Annotated in this window: 17 protein-coding genes; 8 read left to right on the forward strand and 9 right to left on the reverse strand. The window is 57.8% G+C overall.

Going from position 1 to position 18687, the window contains the following annotated elements:
• Positions 1 to 156: 156 nt before the first annotated feature.
• Positions 157 to 1050: a flagellar motor protein MotB gene (locus tag BN1139_RS14000; RefSeq protein ID WP_005349528.1), complete on the reverse strand. Its 894-nt coding sequence runs from the start codon at positions 1048 to 1050 to the stop codon at positions 157 to 159.
• Positions 1051 to 1058: 8 nt separating this feature from the next.
• The gene (gene pomA / locus BN1139_RS14005) at positions 1059 to 1817 is read right to left on the reverse strand and encodes a flagellar motor protein PomA (protein WP_005349525.1); all 759 of its coding nucleotides are present in this window, start codon (positions 1815 to 1817) and stop codon (positions 1059 to 1061) included.
• A 211-nt stretch (positions 1818 to 2028) separates the two neighbouring features.
• Here pomA and xseB point away from each other — a divergent pair, with 211 nt between their 5' ends.
• Genes xseB through dxs form a run of 3 tightly spaced genes read left to right on the forward strand, consistent with a single transcriptional unit; the run spans position 2029 to position 5061 of the window.
• Positions 2029 to 2280 carry an exodeoxyribonuclease VII small subunit gene (xseB, locus tag BN1139_RS14010; RefSeq protein ID WP_005338838.1) on the forward strand — a complete coding sequence of 84 codons (252 nt, stop codon included), beginning with the start codon at positions 2029 to 2031 and terminating at the stop codon, positions 2278 to 2280.
• Positions 2281 to 3171 (forward strand): (2E,6E)-farnesyl diphosphate synthase, encoded by an 891-nt coding sequence (gene ispA / locus BN1139_RS14015; protein WP_005349523.1) that lies wholly within the window; start codon positions 2281 to 2283, stop codon positions 3169 to 3171.
• 21 nt (positions 3172 to 3192) lie between these two features.
• On the forward strand, positions 3193 to 5061 hold the full coding sequence (dxs, locus tag BN1139_RS14020) for a 1-deoxy-D-xylulose-5-phosphate synthase (RefSeq protein WP_005349522.1): 1869 nt from the start codon (positions 3193 to 3195) through the stop codon (positions 5059 to 5061).
• Between the two features lie 133 nt (positions 5062 to 5194).
• Here the strand turns inward: dxs and ushA are convergent, their stop codons facing one another.
• A complete protein-coding gene (gene ushA, locus BN1139_RS14025) occupies positions 5195 to 6919 on the reverse strand; it encodes a bifunctional UDP-sugar hydrolase/5'-nucleotidase UshA (protein ID WP_005349521.1) in 1725 nt (574 codons plus the stop codon).
• 268 nt (positions 6920 to 7187) lie between these two features.
• Between ushA and BN1139_RS14030 the strand changes: the two genes are divergently transcribed.
• The 3 genes from BN1139_RS14030 (at position 7188) to BN1139_RS14040 (ending at position 8995) form a co-directional block, all read left to right on the forward strand.
• Positions 7188 to 7532, forward strand: coding sequence for a DUF2956 domain-containing protein (locus BN1139_RS14030; protein ID WP_005349520.1), 345 nt, complete (start codon positions 7188 to 7190; stop codon positions 7530 to 7532).
• A gap of 144 nt (positions 7533 to 7676) precedes the next feature.
• Positions 7677 to 8012: a hypothetical protein gene (locus BN1139_RS14035; RefSeq protein WP_005335280.1), complete on the forward strand. Its 336-nt coding sequence runs from the start codon at positions 7677 to 7679 to the stop codon at positions 8010 to 8012.
• A 113-nt stretch (positions 8013 to 8125) separates the two neighbouring features.
• Complete coding sequence (locus BN1139_RS14040; RefSeq protein WP_005349519.1) at positions 8126 to 8995, forward strand: tetratricopeptide repeat protein; 870 nt, start codon at positions 8126 to 8128, stop codon at positions 8993 to 8995.
• A gap of 54 nt (positions 8996 to 9049) precedes the next feature.
• Here the strand turns inward: BN1139_RS14040 and BN1139_RS14045 are convergent, their stop codons facing one another.
• Positions 9050 to 10456 (reverse strand): sigma-54-dependent transcriptional regulator, encoded by a 1407-nt coding sequence (locus tag BN1139_RS14045; RefSeq protein ID WP_005349518.1) that lies wholly within the window; start codon positions 10454 to 10456, stop codon positions 9050 to 9052.
• 151 nt (positions 10457 to 10607) lie between these two features.
• Positions 10608 to 11411 (reverse strand): FKBP-type peptidyl-prolyl cis-trans isomerase, encoded by an 804-nt coding sequence (gene fkpA / locus BN1139_RS14050; protein WP_005349517.1) that lies wholly within the window; start codon positions 11409 to 11411, stop codon positions 10608 to 10610.
• A 118-nt stretch (positions 11412 to 11529) separates the two neighbouring features.
• Here fkpA and BN1139_RS14055 point away from each other — a divergent pair, with 118 nt between their 5' ends.
• Complete coding sequence (locus BN1139_RS14055) at positions 11530 to 12498, forward strand: WD40 repeat domain-containing protein (protein WP_005349516.1); 969 nt, start codon at positions 11530 to 11532, stop codon at positions 12496 to 12498.
• A 14-nt stretch (positions 12499 to 12512) separates the two neighbouring features.
• Positions 12513 to 12728, forward strand: a complete 216-nt coding sequence (locus tag BN1139_RS14060) for a SlyX family protein (protein ID WP_005335285.1) — start codon at positions 12513 to 12515, stop codon at positions 12726 to 12728.
• Between the two features lie 127 nt (positions 12729 to 12855).
• Here the strand turns inward: BN1139_RS14060 and BN1139_RS14065 are convergent, their stop codons facing one another.
• The 4 genes from BN1139_RS14065 to BN1139_RS14080 all read right to left on the reverse strand — a co-directional run bounded on the left by BN1139_RS14065 (position 12856) and on the right by BN1139_RS14080 (position 18225).
• On the reverse strand, positions 12856 to 13797 hold the full coding sequence (locus BN1139_RS14065; RefSeq protein ID WP_005349515.1) for an ABC transporter permease: 942 nt from the start codon (positions 13795 to 13797) through the stop codon (positions 12856 to 12858).
• A 2-nt stretch (positions 13798 to 13799) separates the two neighbouring features.
• On the reverse strand, positions 13800 to 14774 hold the full coding sequence (locus BN1139_RS14070; protein WP_005349514.1) for an ABC transporter permease: 975 nt from the start codon (positions 14772 to 14774) through the stop codon (positions 13800 to 13802).
• Between the two features lie 99 nt (positions 14775 to 14873).
• Complete coding sequence (locus tag BN1139_RS14075) at positions 14874 to 16430, reverse strand: ABC transporter substrate-binding protein (protein WP_005349513.1); 1557 nt, start codon at positions 16428 to 16430, stop codon at positions 14874 to 14876.
• Positions 16431 to 16500: 70 nt separating this feature from the next.
• Positions 16501 to 18225 carry a dipeptide ABC transporter ATP-binding protein gene (locus tag BN1139_RS14080; RefSeq protein ID WP_013724073.1) on the reverse strand — a complete coding sequence of 575 codons (1725 nt, stop codon included), beginning with the start codon at positions 18223 to 18225 and terminating at the stop codon, positions 16501 to 16503.
• Between the last annotated feature and the right edge of the window lie 462 nt (positions 18226 to 18687).

Below are 18687 nucleotides of genomic sequence, written 5' to 3' on the forward strand. Positions count from 1 at the left end.
AGTCGAAACCTGGGTTGCTTGAAAATAGAAACTGCGGCCATCTGCAAGGAGGCCGCAGCAATCTGTTCGGATGAGGCATCTTAATATGAAGCCAACACAAAATCCACGTCAGCCCCCTGATGCAGATCCCACTTGCGTCATCGACATTCCCCTCGCTTACTTTCCTTCCGGTACGGAAATGGGGGCCGAAACAGTCGGTTTGCCCTGCATGATGGCGATCTCCACCCGCCGGTTCATCCGACGATTTTCCGGGGTCGTATTGGGCACCAATGGTTGGGAGTCCGCCATCCCCTGCACCACCAGTCGCCCCTGATCAAAACCGGGGACCTTCAGCATCTGGTGCGCCACCGCAACCGCCCGTTGCGACGACAGCTCCCAGTTGGACTGGAACAGCTCATCTTCGGTCGCCACGTTGTCGGTGTGACCGGAGATGGTGATTTCACCCGGCACATCCTTGAGCAGGGTCGCTACCTTGCGAATGACCGGCCAGAACTGGGGCTGCAGAAATGCCGAACCCGCCGGGAACGACGCTTTTTCCCTGATCCGGATGATGATCTGCTGGCCCAGCGCCTCAATTTCGATGGCACCGTCCTGGATCTGATCTTTCATCTGCTCGGCGAGGGCTTTGGCCAGGGTATTGGACTGTTCTTGCGCCTTCTTCGCATCCTGCGCGGTATCGCCCCCCGTCTGTTTGCCATCACTCTTGTCCTGACCACCTGCCTGATCCGACTCGCCGGGCAGAAACTCCAGTTCGGTCTGGGTCAGATCGATGGTCTGCTGCATCACGGTATCAATCGGCGTGGGTTCCGGGCGACCAGGCCTGAACTCCTGGGCAATCACCGAGGTTCCCTTGGGAATATCTTTCACCTCAAGGATGTTCTGTACCCCGAATGCCTTGTCCATGGAACCGGCTATCTGCTTGAACTTCTGCACATCCATCTCGGCAAAGGAGAGCAACAGCACGAAGAAGCACATCAGCAGCGACATCAGGTCGGCAAAGGTTCCCATGTAACCAGGGAGACCTGGTGGTGGGCACTTGCAATCAGACATAGCGCCCCCTATTCGGTGCCAGTATTACGTTTGGACTGGTTCAGATAGTTTTGCAGCATGGACTGGATCACCCGCGGGTTCTGGCCATCCTGAATCCCCATAATGGCATCAAGGATCAGGGTACGACTGAGCTTCTCCTCCCCGCTGCGCAGCTCCAGCTTGTCGGCAATCGGGATCGCCAACATATTGGCCTCTATCGCACCGTACAGGGTGGTAAGCAAGGCCACCGCCATCGCCGGCCCGATCGACTTGGGGTCACTCATGTTGGCCAGCATGGCCACCAAGCCCACCAACGTACCTATCATCCCCATGGCAGGGCCCAGATCCCCAAGGGTACGGAAGACCTTGATGGCAATGACATGGCGCTCGGCTGTCAGGTCGATATCCTTTTCCATTACGGCACGCACCACTTCGGCATCGTGACCATCCACCAGCATGTCGATCCCTTTTTTCATAAATGCATTGGGGATCTCTGCGGCCTCCAGCGCCAAAAAGCCCCCTTTGCGAGCCGCGTCAGCCAGTTCAACGGCTTTGGTAATCAGGTCTTCAAGCTTGTCGCCCTTGTACATAAAGGCTTTGCCCGCCACCTTGAATGCCATCAGGAACTGGCCAAGGTTGAACTTCATCATGGCGATGAAGATTGAGCCCAATACAGTGATGTAGACCGATGGCATATCAACATACATGCTCATGGGGCCACCCAGCAGCATGCCGTACACCACCACCCCGAAACCCAGCACTATCCCTATCAGACTGCCTAGATCCACGTCCCTACTCCTGTCACCGGTTCTTATGTCTATTTATAGTCTGTTGAATTTTCTGCTATTGCGACCCATGCGGCAAGCATGCATCCACTGAGAATGATGGCTCATTATCGGCCAGTTTAGCGAGAGTTTGAGGGGGCAATGCTTTTCTGCCTCCCCCCTGTGGACGGTCGATGTTAATATAAGCCGTTTTTTTCAATCCCCGAGGATGGACATGGCCAGTAAAAAAATCGACCGTCTGAGTTTTGATGCCACTCTGGAAGAGCTGGAAACCATCGTTCATCAGCTGGAACAAGGTTCCCTACCCCTGGAAGAGGCACTCAAGCAGTTCGAGCAGGGCGTTCATCTGGTACGGGCCGGTCAGCAGAAGCTGGAACTGGCCGAACAGAAGATCCAGATCCTGCTCAGTCAAGCCGATGGCAGTGACCAGCTCGCCCCCTTCCAGCCAGAACAAGGAGAGGAGTGAGTGGCGCTGGACCATTTTTCCCGTCTGCATCGTCAGCGTATTGACGACTGTCTGTCAGCACAACTTGAATCCTTGCCCGCCATGGCGCCGCGTCTGCGCGATGCCATGAGTTATGGCCTGCTGCTGGGCGGCAAGCGGGTTCGCCCGTTTCTGGTCTACGCGGTCGGCGAGATGCTGGGCGTCAAGAGCGAACTGCTGGATGGCCCTGCGGCTGCCGTGGAGTGCATCCACGCCTACTCCCTGCTGCACGATGACCTGCCCGCCATGGATAACGACGACCTGCGTCGTGGTCAGCCAACCGTTCACAAGGCGTTTGACGAAGGAACCGCCATTCTGGCCGGTGATGCGCTGCAGACCCTGGCGTTCTCCATTCTGGCCGATCACCCCATGCCTGACTCCTTGATGGCCAACCGGGTGCGGATGCTGAGTACCCTCGCCCGCGCCTCCGGCTATCTCGGTATGTGTGGCGGCCAGGCGCTGGACCTGCAGGCCGAAGGGCGCCAGATCTCGCTCGCCGAGCTGGAGCAGGTACACCGCCACAAGACAGGAGCGCTGATTGAATGCGCCGTGGCGCTCGGCGCCCTGTGCAAAGCCGATGTCGATGACGCCACGCTGGCTGCACTGCAAACCTATGCCGCCGCGATTGGCCTCGCCTTTCAGGTGCAGGATGACATCCTCGACATCACAGGTGATACCGCCACCCTAGGCAAGCCACAAGGTTCTGACCTGGCGCTGGAGAAAAGTACCTATCCGGCCCTGCTCGGACTCGAAAATGCCCGTGAGCTGGCTCGCGAACTGCATGGGAAAGCCTTAACAGCCCTGCAATCCTTGCCCTACAATACCGACATTCTGGAAGCGTTTGCCGATTACATCATCGAGCGAACCCACTAAACGCTGGATAACAGTAACAATATGAGCGTTGATATTAGCAATTTCCCCAACCTGGCCCTCGCGGACACTCCGGTCGAGCTGCGTTCCTTGCCCAAAGATCGGCTGCCGGTGCTGTGCAACGAGCTGCGCGAATATCTGCTGCGCTCTGTCAGCCGCTCCAGCGGACACTTTGCCTCCGGTCTCGGCACGGTCGAATTGACCGTGGCCCTGCACTACGTCTACAACACCCCGTTCGATCGGTTGATCTGGGACGTGGGCCATCAGGCCTATCCCCACAAGATCCTGACCGGGCGCCGTGATCAGATCCACACCATCCGGCAGAAGGATGGTCTGCACCCCTTCCCCTGGCGCGGCGAGAGCGAGTACGACGTGCTCTCCGTCGGCCACTCCAGCACCTCCATCGGTGCAGCGCTTGGCATGGCGGTCGCCGCCGAGAGCGAAGGACTCGGCCGCAAAGTTGTTGCGGTGATCGGGGATGGTGCCATTACCGCCGGGATGGCGTTTGAAGCGCTCAATCACGCCGGCGATGTCCACAAGGATATGCTGGTGATCCTCAACGACAACGAGATGTCCATCTCCGAGAATGTCGGGGCGCTCAACAACCATCTGGCCCGGGTCATGTCAGGCAAGCTCTACACCACCATCCGCGAAGGCGGCAAGAAGGTGCTGGCGGGTCTGCCGCCGGTCAAGGAGCTGGCCAAGCGGGCTGAAGAGCACCTCAAGGGGATGGTGGTGCCCGGCACCCTGTTCGAGGAGTTCGGCTTCAACTATATCGGCCCCATCGACGGTCACGATATCGAGGCGCTGGTCGAGACCCTGCGCAACATGCGCAACCTCAAGGGGCCTCAGCTGCTGCACGTCAAAACCAAGAAGGGCAAGGGTTACGAGCCGGCGGAGAAAGACCCTATCGGTTATCATGCCGTGCCCAAGTTCAATCCGGACGAGTGCGCCCTGCCCAAGGCGAGCAGCGCCAAACCCACCTTCTCCGCCATCTTTGGCCAATGGCTGTGCGACATGGCCGCCAAAGACGAAAAGCTGGTCGGCATCACCCCCGCCATGCGCGAAGGCTCGGGGCTGGTAAAATTCAGCCAGCAATATCCGGATCGCTACTTCGATGTGGCCATTGCCGAGCAGCATGCGGTCACTTTCGCCGCGGGTCTTGCCATCGCCGACAAGAAGCCGGTGGTGGCCATCTATTCGAGCTTCCTGCAGCGCGCCTACGATCAGGTGATCCACGACGTAGCGCTGCAAGATCTGCCGGTGCTGTTCGCCATCGACCGGGCCGGTCTGGTGGGCGCCGATGGCCCGACCCATCAGGGGGCGTTCGACATCAGCTTCCTGCGCACCGTGCCCAACATGGTGGTGATGACGCCATCTGATGAGAACGAGTGCCGCCAGATGCTCTATACCGGCTATCTCCATCAGGGCCCTGCCGCAGTGCGCTATCCGCGCGGCAGCAGCCTGAGCGACGCCCCCATCTCGTCAGAGATGCAGGCGCTGGCGCTTGGCAAGGGACGCATTATTCGAGAGGGCAAAGGCACTGCCATTCTGGCCTTTGGTACCCTGCTGCACCACGCGAAAGCGGCCGCAGAGGCACTGGATGCCACTCTGGTGGACATGCGCTTTGTCAAACCGATGGATGAGGCGCTGGTGCTGTCGCTGGCGGCCAGCCACGATCAGTTCGTCACCATCGAAGACAACGCCATCATGGGCGGCGCCGGTTCAGCGGTGAACGAACTGCTGATGCGCAGCAAACAGTGCAAGCCGGTGCTCAACCTTGGCTTGCCGGATCGCTTCGTGGAACAGGGTACCCAGCAGGAGATCTATGCCCTGCTCGGTCTGGACAATGCAGGCATCCAGCGCAGCATCGAAAGCTGGCTGCAAGCCTGACGAGACACGATGTGATGCAATAGACAGGAAAATTCAGTAACGGTTCGAAAAAATCCCCAGGTAATGCCTGGGGATTTTTTTAAGAAGACAGCAGAGTGTGACTACTGCTGTGACGATACCGAATCGACAGCGCTTAGTTACATCCTTCGGTAGACGTTGAGTTCAGGTAGCTCACCTCATTGCCTGGCTGATAATCGGCCACGTTGATGGTCTTCTTGATCTCGATGTACTCCTTCAGCACGGCTGCATCCACCAAACCGGCATTGATGGTATCGATCTTCGGATAGCCATCACCACCGGAGGCGCTGAAGCTCGGGATCGCGAAGCTGTAGGTTGCTGCCGGATCAAACGCCTTGCCACCGATACTGGTGATATTGACGCTCTTGGCCTGGCAATCCACCGCCATGTTGATACCGCCAAACTGGGCATAACCACCGGTATTGCGGGTCTTGCTTGCCACCTGGCCCAGATAGGTCGCCAGCTCGCTTCCCTTCATGACAGCCTTGTTGACCGTGTTGCCAAACGGGTGCACCAGCAGCACGCTGCGGTAAGTGATATCACCGGCCGGGATGCTGTCACGGACGCCGCCTGAGTTGACGATACCAAAGTCGACACCCAGCTTGCTGCTGGTCGCCGTGGTGATGAGGCGACCCAGGTTGGTCTGCTTGTTGCGAACCGAGTTGCGATCACCAACCAGCAAGCCATCTGCCGAGCCAATGACGACATTCAGCTCTTGCTGACCTTTCTCCTGATAACCCAGCAGGGTGTTATACAGCTCGGGATCCTTGGTGATCTCGTCCTGTACGAACTGCATCTTGGCCGGATCCTTGGTTACGGCGCCGTTGGCATCGATCGCCTCGCCCTTGGCGTTGCGCTTGATCAGGTTGACCGGGATCAGGTCATAGCTGGTCAGGGTCAACTTGCCATTCTGGTACTCAAACTGGGCACGGCCCACATACTTGCCCCACTCGTGGGCCTGCATGATCCAGGTGCCGTTTTGCTGGTCCGGTTGGCAGTTATCACCCGGTTTGAAATTGGCGTACTTGTTGGTGGTACCCGGTTCCATACAGACCGGATTCTGGGAGTGGCCACCAATGATGGCATCCAGAGTCCCTGCCGGCAGTGCACGAGCCATCTCTACATCGCCCGGCGCATTGCTGCCGTGCTGGCCATTCTCGTAATGGCCCATGTGAGTGATGGCGAAGACCAGATTGGCCTCCTTGTTGCTGCGGATCTGCTGGCCCAGTTTGGCCGCCTCGCTGGTCGGATCGCGGAACTCCAGGGTTTGCACGTTGTTGGGATCCACCAGCTGGGCGGTATCCTCGGTGGTCAGGCCCAGTACGGCGACCTTGAGACCGCTCTCCAGCTTGAACACCTTGTAGGGGTCAAAGTAGTGTTTGCCACTGGCCTTGTCATAGATGTTGGCCGAGAGCATGGGGAACTGGGCCCACTTGCGCTGCTTCTCCAGCACGCTGAGGGGGTTGTCGAATTCATGGTTGCCCACTGCCATGGCATCGTAGCGAATGTTGTTCATCGCCATGAAGTCAGGCTCGGCATCCTGCAGATCGGACTCCGGCACGCCGGTATTCACATCACCACCGGAAAGAACCAGTACGTCACTGCCAGCAGCCTTGGCATCGGCACGCAGCTGCTCGACCAGAGTCTTCTGGGCAGCCATACCATACTCATTTTCAGCGTTGTGCCAGAAACGGCCGTGGGTATCGTTGGTGTGCAAGATGGTCAGTTTGCAGACATTTTCGGTGCAGGGTGCAACGGTGTCATTGCTCGAGGTATTACAGCCAGTCAGTGCAGCAAGCACGGCCAGTGCCACGCCGCCTTTGATAAAGTTATTATTCATTTCCATATCACCTTGATTGTTTTGTTATTTATCAACCCTGTCCAGCGGGTCGGGCGCCAATATAACAAACAACAGATGACCGTTTTTCATCGATGACTCACAAATTCTGCTAATTGTGATCTTCGGCCCAACATCCGGCTTCCTGCTGATTTATCAGGTTTTTTGTTGAGCAGTCACTCACTTGCTCCCCTCCCGCACCAAGGAGGCGCCACCCGGACGCGCCTTTATGGCATACTCCCCAGCCAGCCATGCCCGAGGAGATGATTTGATGGCCAAGTACGACAAGATTTCCCCCGAGACCCAGCAGGAGGCGATGAAAATTGCCCGTGCCAACCAGAAGCCGGGGCAGACCAAGGAACAGACCCAGCTTATCGCGCAAGGGATCCAGAAAGGCATCGACGAGTACAAGAAGCAGATGAAGGCGCGGGCCCGTGAAGCGAGCCGCCAGAAAAAATTGCAGGCCAAAGCCAGGCAGCCACAGGGCGCGCCCCAAACCGAAGAACAAGACGATCAGCTGGAGCTGGTTGAAGTAAGCCATCAGCATCCCCTGCCCTGGATATTGCTGGTGCTGAGCTGGCTGGGATTTGCTGCAGCCTGGTTCTGGTTGCACTAAAAGTGCGCTAGCAAACCTTTATCCGGGATCCTCTTCACAGCCCGGACCCGGGTTGCTGGTGATTACCTACGAAGAGTGATTAAATCCCGCGCCTCTTGCACCGGACTCCCTGTTTTTTGACGATCAGTTTTCAGGAAAGATGTTATGAACCCCGCTCCGCTCTATCTGCTGGCCCCTTTTGTTCTGTTCCTTGTGACCATGCTGCTCTATCGCATTTCGCCGCTGCGGGCGGTCGCCGCAGGCGGGGTACGCTGGTTTATCCTCCCCGCCTTCACCCTGTTTATTTTGCTGATCATCATCAATGGAGCCGCCGATCCCACCCTGCGCGATCCGGCATTCCACTGGTTGATGCCGGGCCTTGGCTTTGCCCTGAGCCTGTTTCCGGCCCTGCCCAAGGCGCTGGTGCCAAGGCTCGCCATCAAGGAGGGGGCCTTTGCCGCCCTCGGTCTGATGCTGATGAGCCTGGCCATGGTCTACTGACCAACCGGCCACAGCAGTTAGCATGATGCAAGGGGCGCTCTGTGACGGGCACCCCTTGTACAAACAATGGCCTGCAGGCATCTTGGTGACAGGATAACCAGCAAGGAGGCCAGATGGACAATCCGCCCGATTTCATGGCGTTGTGGGATTATCAGGATCCCGCCGCCAGCGCCCTGCGTTTTCACACCCTTCTTCCCGAAGCGCGTGCCGCCGCCGACCTGCAACTCGAACTGGAGTTGCTGACCCAAATTGCCCGCACCCATTCACTGCAGCGCCAGTTTGCCGAAGCCCATCAGCTGCTCGACGAGATAGAGCCTCGCCTCACAGATAAAACCCCCAGAGCGCGGATCAGGGCCCTGCTGGAGCGAGGCCGCACCTTTAACTCGGCGGGCGACAAAGCCAGCGCCAAACAGCTGTTTGAACAAGCCTGGCAATGGGGGCTCAAGGAGAAGGAGACCTATCTCGCCATCGACGCCGCTCACATGATCGCCATCGCCGCACCGCTGGAAGAGCAGAGCCGCTGGCATCAACTGGCGATGGAGCTGGCGGAACGCAGCAGTGACGAGAAGGTGCGTGGCTGGCTGGCCCCCCTTTACAACAATCAGGGCTGGACCCTGTTCGAACTGGGCCGCTTTGATGAGGCGAAAATCCAGCAGCAGAAGTGTCTGGCCTGGCATCTGCAACATAACCAGCCGGCCAAGGCGTTTATCGCTCGCTGGAGTCTGGCTCGCCTGACCCGGGCCCAGGGTCAGCACCAGCAGGCGCTGGCAGAGCTGCACCAGCTCAAGGCCGATATGGCCGAGGCTGGCAAACCTGAGGATGGTTATCTGTTCGAGGAGCTGGGGGAGAATGCCTTGGTACTCGACGATCCGCTGGCCGCGGAATACTTCTCCCGCGCCTGGTTTCTGCTGTCACAGGACCGCTGGTTCAGCGCCAACGAGGGGGAGCGACTGGCCCGCCTCAAGCGCCTCGCCAAACTCTGATCCCCCAAATAGCAAAGGCGGCACGCTAGCCGCCCTTTCTGCGGGCAAGATGGTTCAGGCCCGATTGGACTCCTCCCACCCCTGCTTTTTACGGTAAATGGTGGAGGGGCTGATCTCGAGCAGGGCCGCCGCCTTGGGAATATTGCCATCACAGCTGGCGATGGCCTGTTCAATCACCTCTTTCTCCACCAGCCAGAGCGGACGAATTGGCCCGTTAGCCACCCCGGTGGTGGCCGGAGCCGATGTCACCGCTGCCGCAATCGCAGCCGGCAACTGGGGACGAACTCCATTGAGTGGTGGCGGCAGAATATCCGGGCTCACCAACTCCTTGTCATTGAGCACCACGATATTGCGCACCACGTTTTGCAACTCGCGTACGTTGCCGGGCCAGGGGTAGTCGAGCAGCACTCGCGCAGCCTCGACATCAAAATCCTTGAAGCGTTTGTTCTCCTCCTTGGCGTAGCTCTGCAGCAGGGTACGCGCCAGCAGCAGGATATCCTCGCCCCGCTCCCGCAGCGGCGGCAGGGTGAGGGGAATGACGTGGAGCCGATAGTAGAGATCCTCGCGAAAACGGCCTGCTTTCACCTCCACCAGCGGATCCCGGTTGGTGGCGCAGATAAAGCGCACATCCACCGTCTCGAGCTTGCCGCTGCCGACTCGCTGCACTGTGCCGGTCTGGATAAAGCGCAGCAGCTTGCTCTGCAGATCCAGGTCCATCTCGCAGATCTCGTCGAGAAACAGGGTACCGCCATCGGCCAGACTGGCCGCCCCCTTGCGATCCCCCTGGGCGCCAGTAAAAGAGCCCTTCACATGACCGAAGATCTCGCTCTCCATCAAATCATGGGGAATGGCGGCGCAGTTGAGGGCGATAAAGGGCTGTTCGCTGCGGGGACTGCACTGGTGAATCGCCTCGGCACACACCTCTTTGCCGGTGCCGCTCTCGCCAGTGATAAAGACGGTCGCCTTACTGGGCGCCGCGCTCTCGATGATGCGATAGACCGCCTGCATCGACATGGAGGCACCGATAAAACCGAAGAAGGAGCTACGCTCGAAGTTTTCCCTATAGTGGGCAACCAGCGAGCTCAACTGCTGGTGTTTCAAGGCATTGCGAACGGTGGCGCAGAGCCGCTTGCTGTCAAACGGCTTGGTCAGAAAATCGAAGGCACCGAGGCGCATCGCCTCCACCGCCACATCCACCGAGCCGTGGGCGGTGATCACTACCACAGAGCAAGGCAACTGCTGTTCGGTGATCATTTGCAGAATATCCATACCGGACATATCCGGCAACTCCAGATCCAGCAGCACTACGGGGGGAGGACTTGCCAGCAACTGCACCAACGCCTGCTGACCACAGTCGGCCAGCACCACCTCATACCCCTCCTGGCGCAGGTACTGTTCATAGACCACCGCCAGACTACGGGTATCTTCCACCAGCAGGACACGCGATTTATTTTCAGCCACTGGACTCATCCTTGTATTTGATTCTGCGATCTATTTTGCCTTATTTTCGCGCGCAAACCCAACGCCAAGACAGCTCTGTTATCCCGCGATTGCAGGGAATACACAAGTAAAAACGGCTCCTTAAGGAGCCGTTTTTCACTACAAGAAAAGATTACTTCTTGGCATCGTCTGTAGTCGGCTTCTCGATAGCCAGCAGCTCAACGTCAAACACCAGTACGGCATTCGCCGGGATGGAGCCTGCACCGTGCTCGCCATAGGCCAGCTTGGACGGCAGGAAGAACTTGAACTTGGAACCAACCGGCATCAGCTGAACACCTTCAGTCCAACCCGGGATAACCTGATTGAGCGGGAAGGTAGCCGGCTCGCCGCGATCGACGGAGCTGTCGAACTTGGTGCCGTCGGTCAGGGTACCGGTATAGTGAACCTTGACGATATCGGTAGATTTCGGCTTGGCGCCAGTGCCCATCTTCTCGACCACGTACTGTAGGCCGGATTCAGTGCTCTTAACACCCTCTTTCTTGGCGTTGGCAGCCAGGAACTCTTCGCCCTTCTTCAGATTCTCAACGGCGTCTTTCTCGGCCTTGGCCTTGGTCAGCTCGTTGATCTTGGCGTCGTAATCCTGCAGTACCTTCTGGATCTCTTCATCAGTCATCTTGGCTTCTTTGCCCAGACCGTCAGTCACCCCTTTCAGGATCACGGCGTTGTCCAGTTTGATGCCCAGTTCCTGCTGACGCTCCAGGGTATTGGCGATGTAACGACCCATGGAGAGGCCAATTGCGTAGCCAGATTGCTCTTCAAAGCTCTTGGCTTCGGCCTTGGTCGCCTCTGCCGGCTTGCTGGCTTCTGCCTTCACTTCGGCGGTATTGGCCGCAGCAGGCTTCTCGTCTTTTTGGCAAGCAGTCAGACCGACGGCAACGGCCGCCGCCAACAGGGACACCTTCAGAAATTTGTTCATCAGTTTCTCCAAACTCCAAATACCGCTCTCGGTTCCATCGTGAAATGAGAGGTTTATCGTGATAAGCGCCTTATACTAACGCCGTGATCGCAGGTAACAAAAGCGTGAGACCGCAAAAATGATAAAAAGTGCCATTTATCTGGTGAGCCTCTGTTTAATGCTCACCGGTTGCGAGCAAAGCTCCCAACCCAACCAGCAAATGACCCTCGCCAGCACGGGTCTGCTGACCGCAGATCTCTCCAGTGATGGCAAGCAGGCCATCGTCTCCAGCATCAGCCAGGGCATCATCGTCTGGGATCTGGAACAGAACCGTCAACGCTGGCGCTGGAAGCAATCCGACTCGGCGGAAGATCTGGTATTCATTACCCGTTTTTCCGAAGGCAACAGCCATGCCGTCACCGCCACCCCAGACACCTTTGCTACCTGGCGGCTGAACGACGGGCAATCACAAGGCTACTACTCACTTCCTGAATCCAGGCTGAGGGACATCGCGCTCTCGGCCGACGGTCGTTATGTGCTGATAGGTCGGGAAGATGGCAAGGCCGAGTGGCTCGATACCCGAAGCGGCCGTCGTCTGCAGTTTCTGGGGCACACCGAACAGGTCAATACGGTGGATCTCTCCGCCAACGGTCGTTACGCCCTGACCGGCGGCAACGACTATAGCGCCTATCTGTGGGATACCCGCAGCGGGCAGGTAATTTGGCGCTTCAACCATGGTGGCCGGGTGATCATGGCCAGACTGGAGCCGAGCGGCCGCTACGCCTTCACCGCCGACAGCAGCCGGGCCAGCATCTGGGATCTGAAAACCGGCAAGGAGGTGAGTCAGCTGCAATATGATCACCGCTTCGAGGTCTACACCAGCGCCCGCTTTGCCAACGATGGCAAGTGGCTCATCACCGGCGCCCCTTCCCGTCAGCTCTCCCTGTGGCAAGTGAGCGATGGTGCCCTGCTGCAGAGCTGGCGCGTCTCGCCGCAACCCAAGGTGAAACCGCCCAGCGCAGTGGTCTACGGCGTCGCTTTGCGCGACAATAGCCACCTTGTCAGTGCCAGCTCCAGTGGTCTGGCCGAAATCTGGACAATCAAGTAAGGACCCGAAGGCCCATGAGTCAGCAACTTAACGATCGCATCGAAACCCTGGAAACTCGTCTCGCCTATGCGGAGTACACCATAGAGCAGCTCAACGACGAGGTAACCACCCAGGGCCGTGAACTCGATCGGCTCAAATACCAGATCCAGCTGCTGATCGACAAACTGCAAAGCGTACAACCCAGCCAGATTGCCAGCATGGCCGAAGAGACCCCGCCGCCGCACTATTGATGGGTGTGCAATCAACAAGCTATCTGCTCAAGACCAATAAAAATCCGAAACCGGCAAAACCGGTTTCGGATTTTTTTCATCCAAATGGCCTGACAACTGCGACTCGGCGCCTCAGAGTCGGCCCGCGTTAACCTTTGTAGATCTTGGGGTTAAACACATCCCGCAACCAGTCACCCAGCAGGTTGATGACCAGCACCAGCACCACCAGACAGATACCCGGGAAGGCGGTGATCCACCAGGAGCCGGAGAAGATGTAGTTGAAGCCGACGCTGATAAGCGAACCGAGCGAGGGCTGATCAACCGGCATCCCCAGACCAAGGAAGGAAAGCGCAGCTTCACTCATGATGGCGTTGGCCACCTGCACAGTGGAGATGACCAGAATGGGCGACAAACAGTTGGGCAGAATGTGGCGGAACATGATGCGCGGGGCGCGGAACCCCATCACCTTGGCCGCTTCCACATACTCCTTCTTCTTCTCCGCCAGCACAGAGGCGCGCACGGTACGGGCGTACTGCGGCCACTCGGCGATACCGATGATCACCACCAGCATCATGATGGCGAACTTCGAGTAGAACTCGGAGCCAAAGGTTGCCTGAAAGATAGCGGAGATGATGATCGCCACCATCATGGTGGAGAACGACAGCTGCACATCGGCAAAGCGCATCAGCAGGTTGTCGATGCGGCCACCGAAATAACCGGCAATCAGACCAATGACGATACCGAGCACCAGTTGCAGCGCCACCGCAAACAGGCCGATGGTGAGGGAGATACGGGCGCCATAGAGAATGGTGCTCCAGATATCCCGCCCCTGGTTGTCGGTACCGAGCCAGAAGCGCTCCTCGCCACCTTCGAGCCAGGAGGGGGGCAACTCGGCATCCATCAGATCAAAACTGGTCTGGTCATAGACGTTGTGCGGGGCGAGCCAGGGCGCCAGCAGCGCCGCCAGCACGAACACCATGAACACCGCAAAGCTGAACATGGCTACCTTGTCCCGCAGGAAGTAGTAGACGATGTCAGAGTTCTTGAATCGTGCCCAACGGCTTGGGCTTGCAGTTACAGCGTTACTCATGCTTACCCCTTGGCAGTCAGGTTAACGGTCGGGTTAATCAACCCGTAGAGCAGGTCGACCAGGGTATTGGTCACCACGAAGATCAGTCCCACGAAGATGACGTAGGCGGTGATGAGGGGCGTATCGACCCGGTGGATCGCCTCAAGGAACAGGAAGCCGGTACCCGGCCACTGGAACACACTCTCGGTCAGAATGGTGTAGGCCACCATGGTGCCGATTTGCACCCCGCCGACGGTAATGACCGGCAGCATGGTGTTCTTCAGAGCGTGCTGATAGTAGACCTTGTTGTTGTCCAGCCCCTTGGCTCGGGCGAACTTGACGTATTCGGAGGAGAGCTGCTCCAGCATCTCGGAGCGCACCAACCGGATAAACAGCGGCAGCATGATGGAAGAGAGCGACACCGCCGGCAGGATCAGGTGCAGTATACCATCCCAAGTGAAGAAGCCCGACTCCCAGCCCAGCAGGTTACGGGTCTCGCCGCGGCCATAGGCCGGCAGCCAGCCCAGCTGGATGGAGAAGAGGTACATCAGCATGATGGCGGTCAAAAATACCGGGATCGAAATGCCGATGCTGCTCCCCGCCATGATGATCTTGGTGGGAATGCTGCGCGGGCGGATCGCCGAATAGACACCGAGTGGAATGGAAACCACCACGATAATGAGCGCGGCAGCAAAAACCAGCTCAAGGGTAGCCACCAGCTTGTCGAGGATCACCTCGAGAGCGGGTCGCTTGAAGAAATAGGAGGTGCCCAAATCCCCATGCACCGCATTTTTCAGAAAGCGGCTGTATTTGATGAGGAAGGGATCGTTAAGGCCCATCTTCTCGCGCAACTCGTGACGCTGGGCTTCGGAGACGGATTGTCCCACCAGCTCACGCAACGGGTCACCCAGGTTGTCCTGGATGGAGAAGGCGACCAGGCTGATGACGAACATCACTATCACGGCCTGATAGAACCGTTTCAGCAGGAATGTAAACATGCTTGTCCTTCTACGTGGCCTGTGTCGTGGCACAGGCTTCTGTTAGTGGGCGGAGTGGCCAGCTGACCACCCCGCCCCGTCCTTCCTTGCGACGTTCTCTTACTTGCTGACCACCAGGTCACCCAGGTAAGGGAAGTTCATCACGTTGACCACTGGCTTGATGTCGACGTTCTTCTTGGCGCCATAGGCCAGATCTTCCCAGTGCAACGGCACGTAGGCAGCATCTTCGATCAGCATGGCTTCGACCTTCTTCAGCATCTCGGCACGCTTGGCAGGATCGGTCTCGGCGTTGGCATCCATCACCAGCTTGTCAGCTTCGGCGTTGGCGTAACCGGCGCAGTTGTACTGACCCATACCGGTCTTGGCATCCTTGGTGAAGGTCAGGAACTCGAAGAAGTTCGCGGTATCTTCAGTGTCGGAGTGCCAGCCAATCAGCTGCATGTCTGCGGCGCACTTGTCAAACTCAGGCCAGTACTGGGCCACCGGCATGGTCTTCAGATCCACCTTGATGTTGATCTTGGCCAGCATGGCGGAGACAGCCTGGGCAATCTTGACGTCGTTGACGTAGCGGGCAGCCGGGGAGATGAAGGTCATCTTGAAGCCTTTCTCGTAACCGGCCTCTTTCATCAGCTCCTTGGCCTTGGCCAGATCATACTGGGGCACCAGCGCCTCGTTGTGACCGGCATAGCCTTTCGGGCTCAGCTGACCAGCAGGGGTACCGAAGCCCTTGTTGATCTTCTCGACAATGCCCACCTGGTTGATGGCGTAGTTGATCGCCTGACGCACGCGCTTGTCTTTCAGTGCCGGGTTGGTGTTCTGGTTCAGCTCGATGATAATGGCGCGGGTACCGGACAGGGTGACCAGCTGGGAGTCCTTGCCATTCTTCACACGCTCCAGATCGTTCGGCGCAACCGGATAGATCATGTCCACGTCGCCACCCAGCAGGGCTGCAACACGGGTCGCATCTTCCTTGATCGGCACCACGGTCAGGTTCTCGACGTTACCCTTGGAGGCCTTGTCCCAGTAGTTGGCGTTGCGGGCATAATCCAGCTTCACACCCTGCTCGCGGAACTTGACGGTGAACGGGCCAGTACCGGAGACGTGGGTAGAGGCGTAGGAGTCGCCGTTTTTGACAATCTCGGCCTTGTCTTTGCCCGCTTCGGTCTTGCCGGTATAGAACTTGGAGTCCATCGGGAAGATGTAGGTGACGGTCTGCAGCACCAGCGGGAAGGGCTTGGCGGTGATCAGATCGACGGTGTAGTCATCGACTTTCTTCACTTCGCTGATGGGATCGAAGATCGCCTTGAAGTCGACGGAGGATTTCAGGCGGTTGACGGTCCACACCACGTCGTCAGCGGTGAAGTCGTTACCGGAGTGGAACTTGACCCCTTTGCGCAGGTGGAAGCGGACAGTCTTGTCATCGACACGCTCGAACTTCTCGGCCAGACGGGGCTCGAATTTCAGATCCTGGGTGTAACGCATCAGGGGATCGAATACCAGGTGCGACATCTCCAGGGTCTGACCGGAGAGCTGCTCCTGTGGATCCAGCGAAGTGGCGTCAGAAGCGACACCCACCTTGATATCAGCGGCTGAGACACTGAAGGCGAAACCGGCGGCAAACAGCGCCAGGGCAATCTTGGACAATCCTTTCTTCATCTTGTTCTCCATGCTTTTGGCTTTCTTATGACACTTTTTTTGACAAGCAGACCGGCGCACCGGCGCTCTCCTAGCTTGCGATTTCCAGCCCCTCGCGGGACATTCCCTTGAACTCCGGCATGAGGGAGATCAGCTTGCGGCTGTACTCATGCTCGGCATTGGTAAAGAGTTTCTCGGTCTCGGCCACCTCCACCAGATGACCGTGCTGCATCACCCCGATGCGGTCGCACATCTGGCGGATCACCGGCAGATCGTGGCTGATAAACAGCATGGTGAGCTTGAGCTCCTGCTGCAGATCCTTGAGCAAGTTGAGGATCTGGGCCTGCACCGACACATCCAGCGCCGAGGTCGGCTCGTCGCAGATGAGGAAGCGCGGGCGAGTGGCCAGGGCGCGTGCAATGGAGATACGCTGGCGCTGACCGCCGGAGAACTCGTGGGGATACTTGACCCCGGCACCACGACCGAGACCCACGTGATCCAGCAGATCGCCGACAATCCCCTCAATCTGGCTCTCGCTGCTCGCCAACTGATGGAAGCGGATCGGCTCGGCAATGATGTCGCGTACCTTCATCCGCGGGTTCATCGAGGAATAGGGGTTCTGAAACACCATCTGCATCTGGCGACGCAGCGGGCGACGCTCGCGCTCGCTCTTGAGGGCGGTCAGATCGATCCCCTCGAAGAAAATCTTGCCGGTATCAGGCGGATAGAGACCGGTGATGGCGCGGGCAATGGTCGATTTGCCGGAGCCCGATTCCCCCACCAGACCGAAGGTCTCCCCCTCGAAGATCTCGAAGCTGATGTTGTTGCAGGCGCGCACATACTGGCGGCGGCTCGGGAAGATGGAGTCCTTGGTGACGAACTTCAGATCGACGTTCTCCACCCGCAGCAGCGCCCCTTCATAGGCACGCTCGTCCTGACTCTGGCCGAGCCAGTGGGTCTTGAGGTCAATATTGGTATCCGGCGCACTGGCATCCTCGATATAGGAAACCAGCGGGAAGCGCACCAGCTTCACATCGGAGCGGGGTACCGCCGAGATGAGGCTGCGGGTATAGGGGTGATTGGGGCTGCCCAGCACCTGTTCGGTCAGGCCGAACTCCACCAGATCGCCGCGATACATCACCGCCACCTTGTCGGTAACGTTGGAGACTACGCCCATGTCGTGGGTCACCAGCATGCAGCCCACCTGACGCTCTTTGCAGAGGGCGCGGATAAGCTGGAGGATCTGATCCTGAATGGAGACGTCGAGCGCCGTGGTCGGCTCATCGGCGATGATCAGCTCAGGATCGCAGGAGAGCGCAATGGCGATAACCACCCGCTGACGCATGCCACCGGAGAACTGGTGTGGGTACTGCTTGATGCGCAGCTCCGGACTCGGGATCCCCACTGCCCCCATCAGCTCCAATGCCTTGGCAAAAGTGGCTTCGCGAGAAAGGTCGGTATTGGCCAGAATGGTCTCCACCAGCTGATGCTCAACGGTGAACAGCGGGTTGAGGGAGGTCATGGGGTCCTGGAAGATGAACCCGATACGGGAGCCACGGATGGCCCGCATCTCGTTCTGGCTCTTGCCGGAGATGAGCTCGCCATTGAGATAGATATCACCGCGGGCGATGCGACCCGGCGGGCTCAGGAGATCGATAACGGCGTTGCCGATGGTGGACTTGCCGGCGCCGGATTCACCGACCACCCCGACAATCTCACCCTTTTCGATAGAGAAAGAGAGATCCTTCACCGCGGCCAGCACCCCGTAGCGGGAGGGATACTCGATCCGCAAGTTCTTTACTTCGAGCAAGGACATGTTTACCTCTGCGGGGGACATCCGTCCCAAATAATTCGTCCGTAAATCAGCCGCAGATGCCGGTTGTTACCTTGGGCAATATTTGCTCAACCCATGAGGCAGCGAAACCAGCGATCCGGGCGGGTTTTTTGCATTTTTTTGGAATAACCCGCGAGTAACTTAGACGGTTTGACCACGGGTGTAAATGATTGAGTTATACAATTCCGCAATGTTTTGTGCAGATAACCACCAATTCAGCAGAGATAAATGATGATTTTCATCACAAAAATGGCCGGTGCGTCCGTACATCTATTGGTATCATTACTTTAATTTCAACAACAACGCAACAAGCAGCATTTATCACTATTTCCAAAACAATCACCAGCCCCGAATGAGTAGTGAATATTTATGTGAAATGGATGATAAACGGCAGCATATGCCGATGAATGAAAATTAAGCAGATATAAATCGGGGGATGCCAGA

It is taken from the genome of Aeromonas veronii bv. veronii (assembly GCF_000820225.1).
Lineage (GTDB): Bacteria > Pseudomonadota > Gammaproteobacteria > Enterobacterales > Aeromonadaceae > Aeromonas > Aeromonas veronii.

Bases quoted from the DNA above. Each gene is read 5' to 3' on its own strand.
- BN1139_RS14070 (WP_005349514.1), bottom strand. From the start codon at position 14,774: ATGTTTACATTCCTGCTGAAACGGTTCTATCAGGCCGTGATAGTGATG.
- BN1139_RS14075 (WP_005349513.1), bottom strand. From the start codon at position 16,430: ATGAAGAAAGGATTGTCCAAGATTGCCCTGGCGCTGTTTGCCGCCGGT.
- dxs (WP_005349522.1), top strand. From the start codon at position 3,193: ATGAGCGTTGATATTAGCAATTTCCCCAACCTGGCCCTCGCGGACACT.
- BN1139_RS14000 (WP_005349528.1), bottom strand. From the start codon at position 1,050: ATGTCTGATTGCAAGTGCCCACCACCAGGTCTCCCTGGTTACATGGGA.
- BN1139_RS14080 (WP_013724073.1), bottom strand. From the start codon at position 18,225: ATGTCCTTGCTCGAAGTAAAGAACTTGCGGATCGAGTATCCCTCCCGC.
- BN1139_RS14035 (WP_005335280.1), top strand. From the start codon at position 7,677: ATGAACCCCGCTCCGCTCTATCTGCTGGCCCCTTTTGTTCTGTTCCTT.
- BN1139_RS14065 (WP_005349515.1), bottom strand. From the start codon at position 13,797: ATGAGTAACGCTGTAACTGCAAGCCCAAGCCGTTGGGCACGATTCAAG.
- xseB (WP_005338838.1), top strand. From the start codon at position 2,029: ATGGCCAGTAAAAAAATCGACCGTCTGAGTTTTGATGCCACTCTGGAA.
- ushA (WP_005349521.1), bottom strand. From the start codon at position 6,919: ATGAATAATAACTTTATCAAAGGCGGCGTGGCACTGGCCGTGCTTGCT.
- fkpA (WP_005349517.1), bottom strand. From the start codon at position 11,411: ATGAACAAATTTCTGAAGGTGTCCCTGTTGGCGGCGGCCGTTGCCGTC.
- BN1139_RS14030 (WP_005349520.1), top strand. From the start codon at position 7,188: ATGGCCAAGTACGACAAGATTTCCCCCGAGACCCAGCAGGAGGCGATG.
- BN1139_RS14060 (WP_005335285.1), top strand. From the start codon at position 12,513: ATGAGTCAGCAACTTAACGATCGCATCGAAACCCTGGAAACTCGTCTC.
- BN1139_RS14040 (WP_005349519.1), top strand. From the start codon at position 8,126: ATGGACAATCCGCCCGATTTCATGGCGTTGTGGGATTATCAGGATCCC.
- BN1139_RS14055 (WP_005349516.1), top strand. From the start codon at position 11,530: ATGATAAAAAGTGCCATTTATCTGGTGAGCCTCTGTTTAATGCTCACC.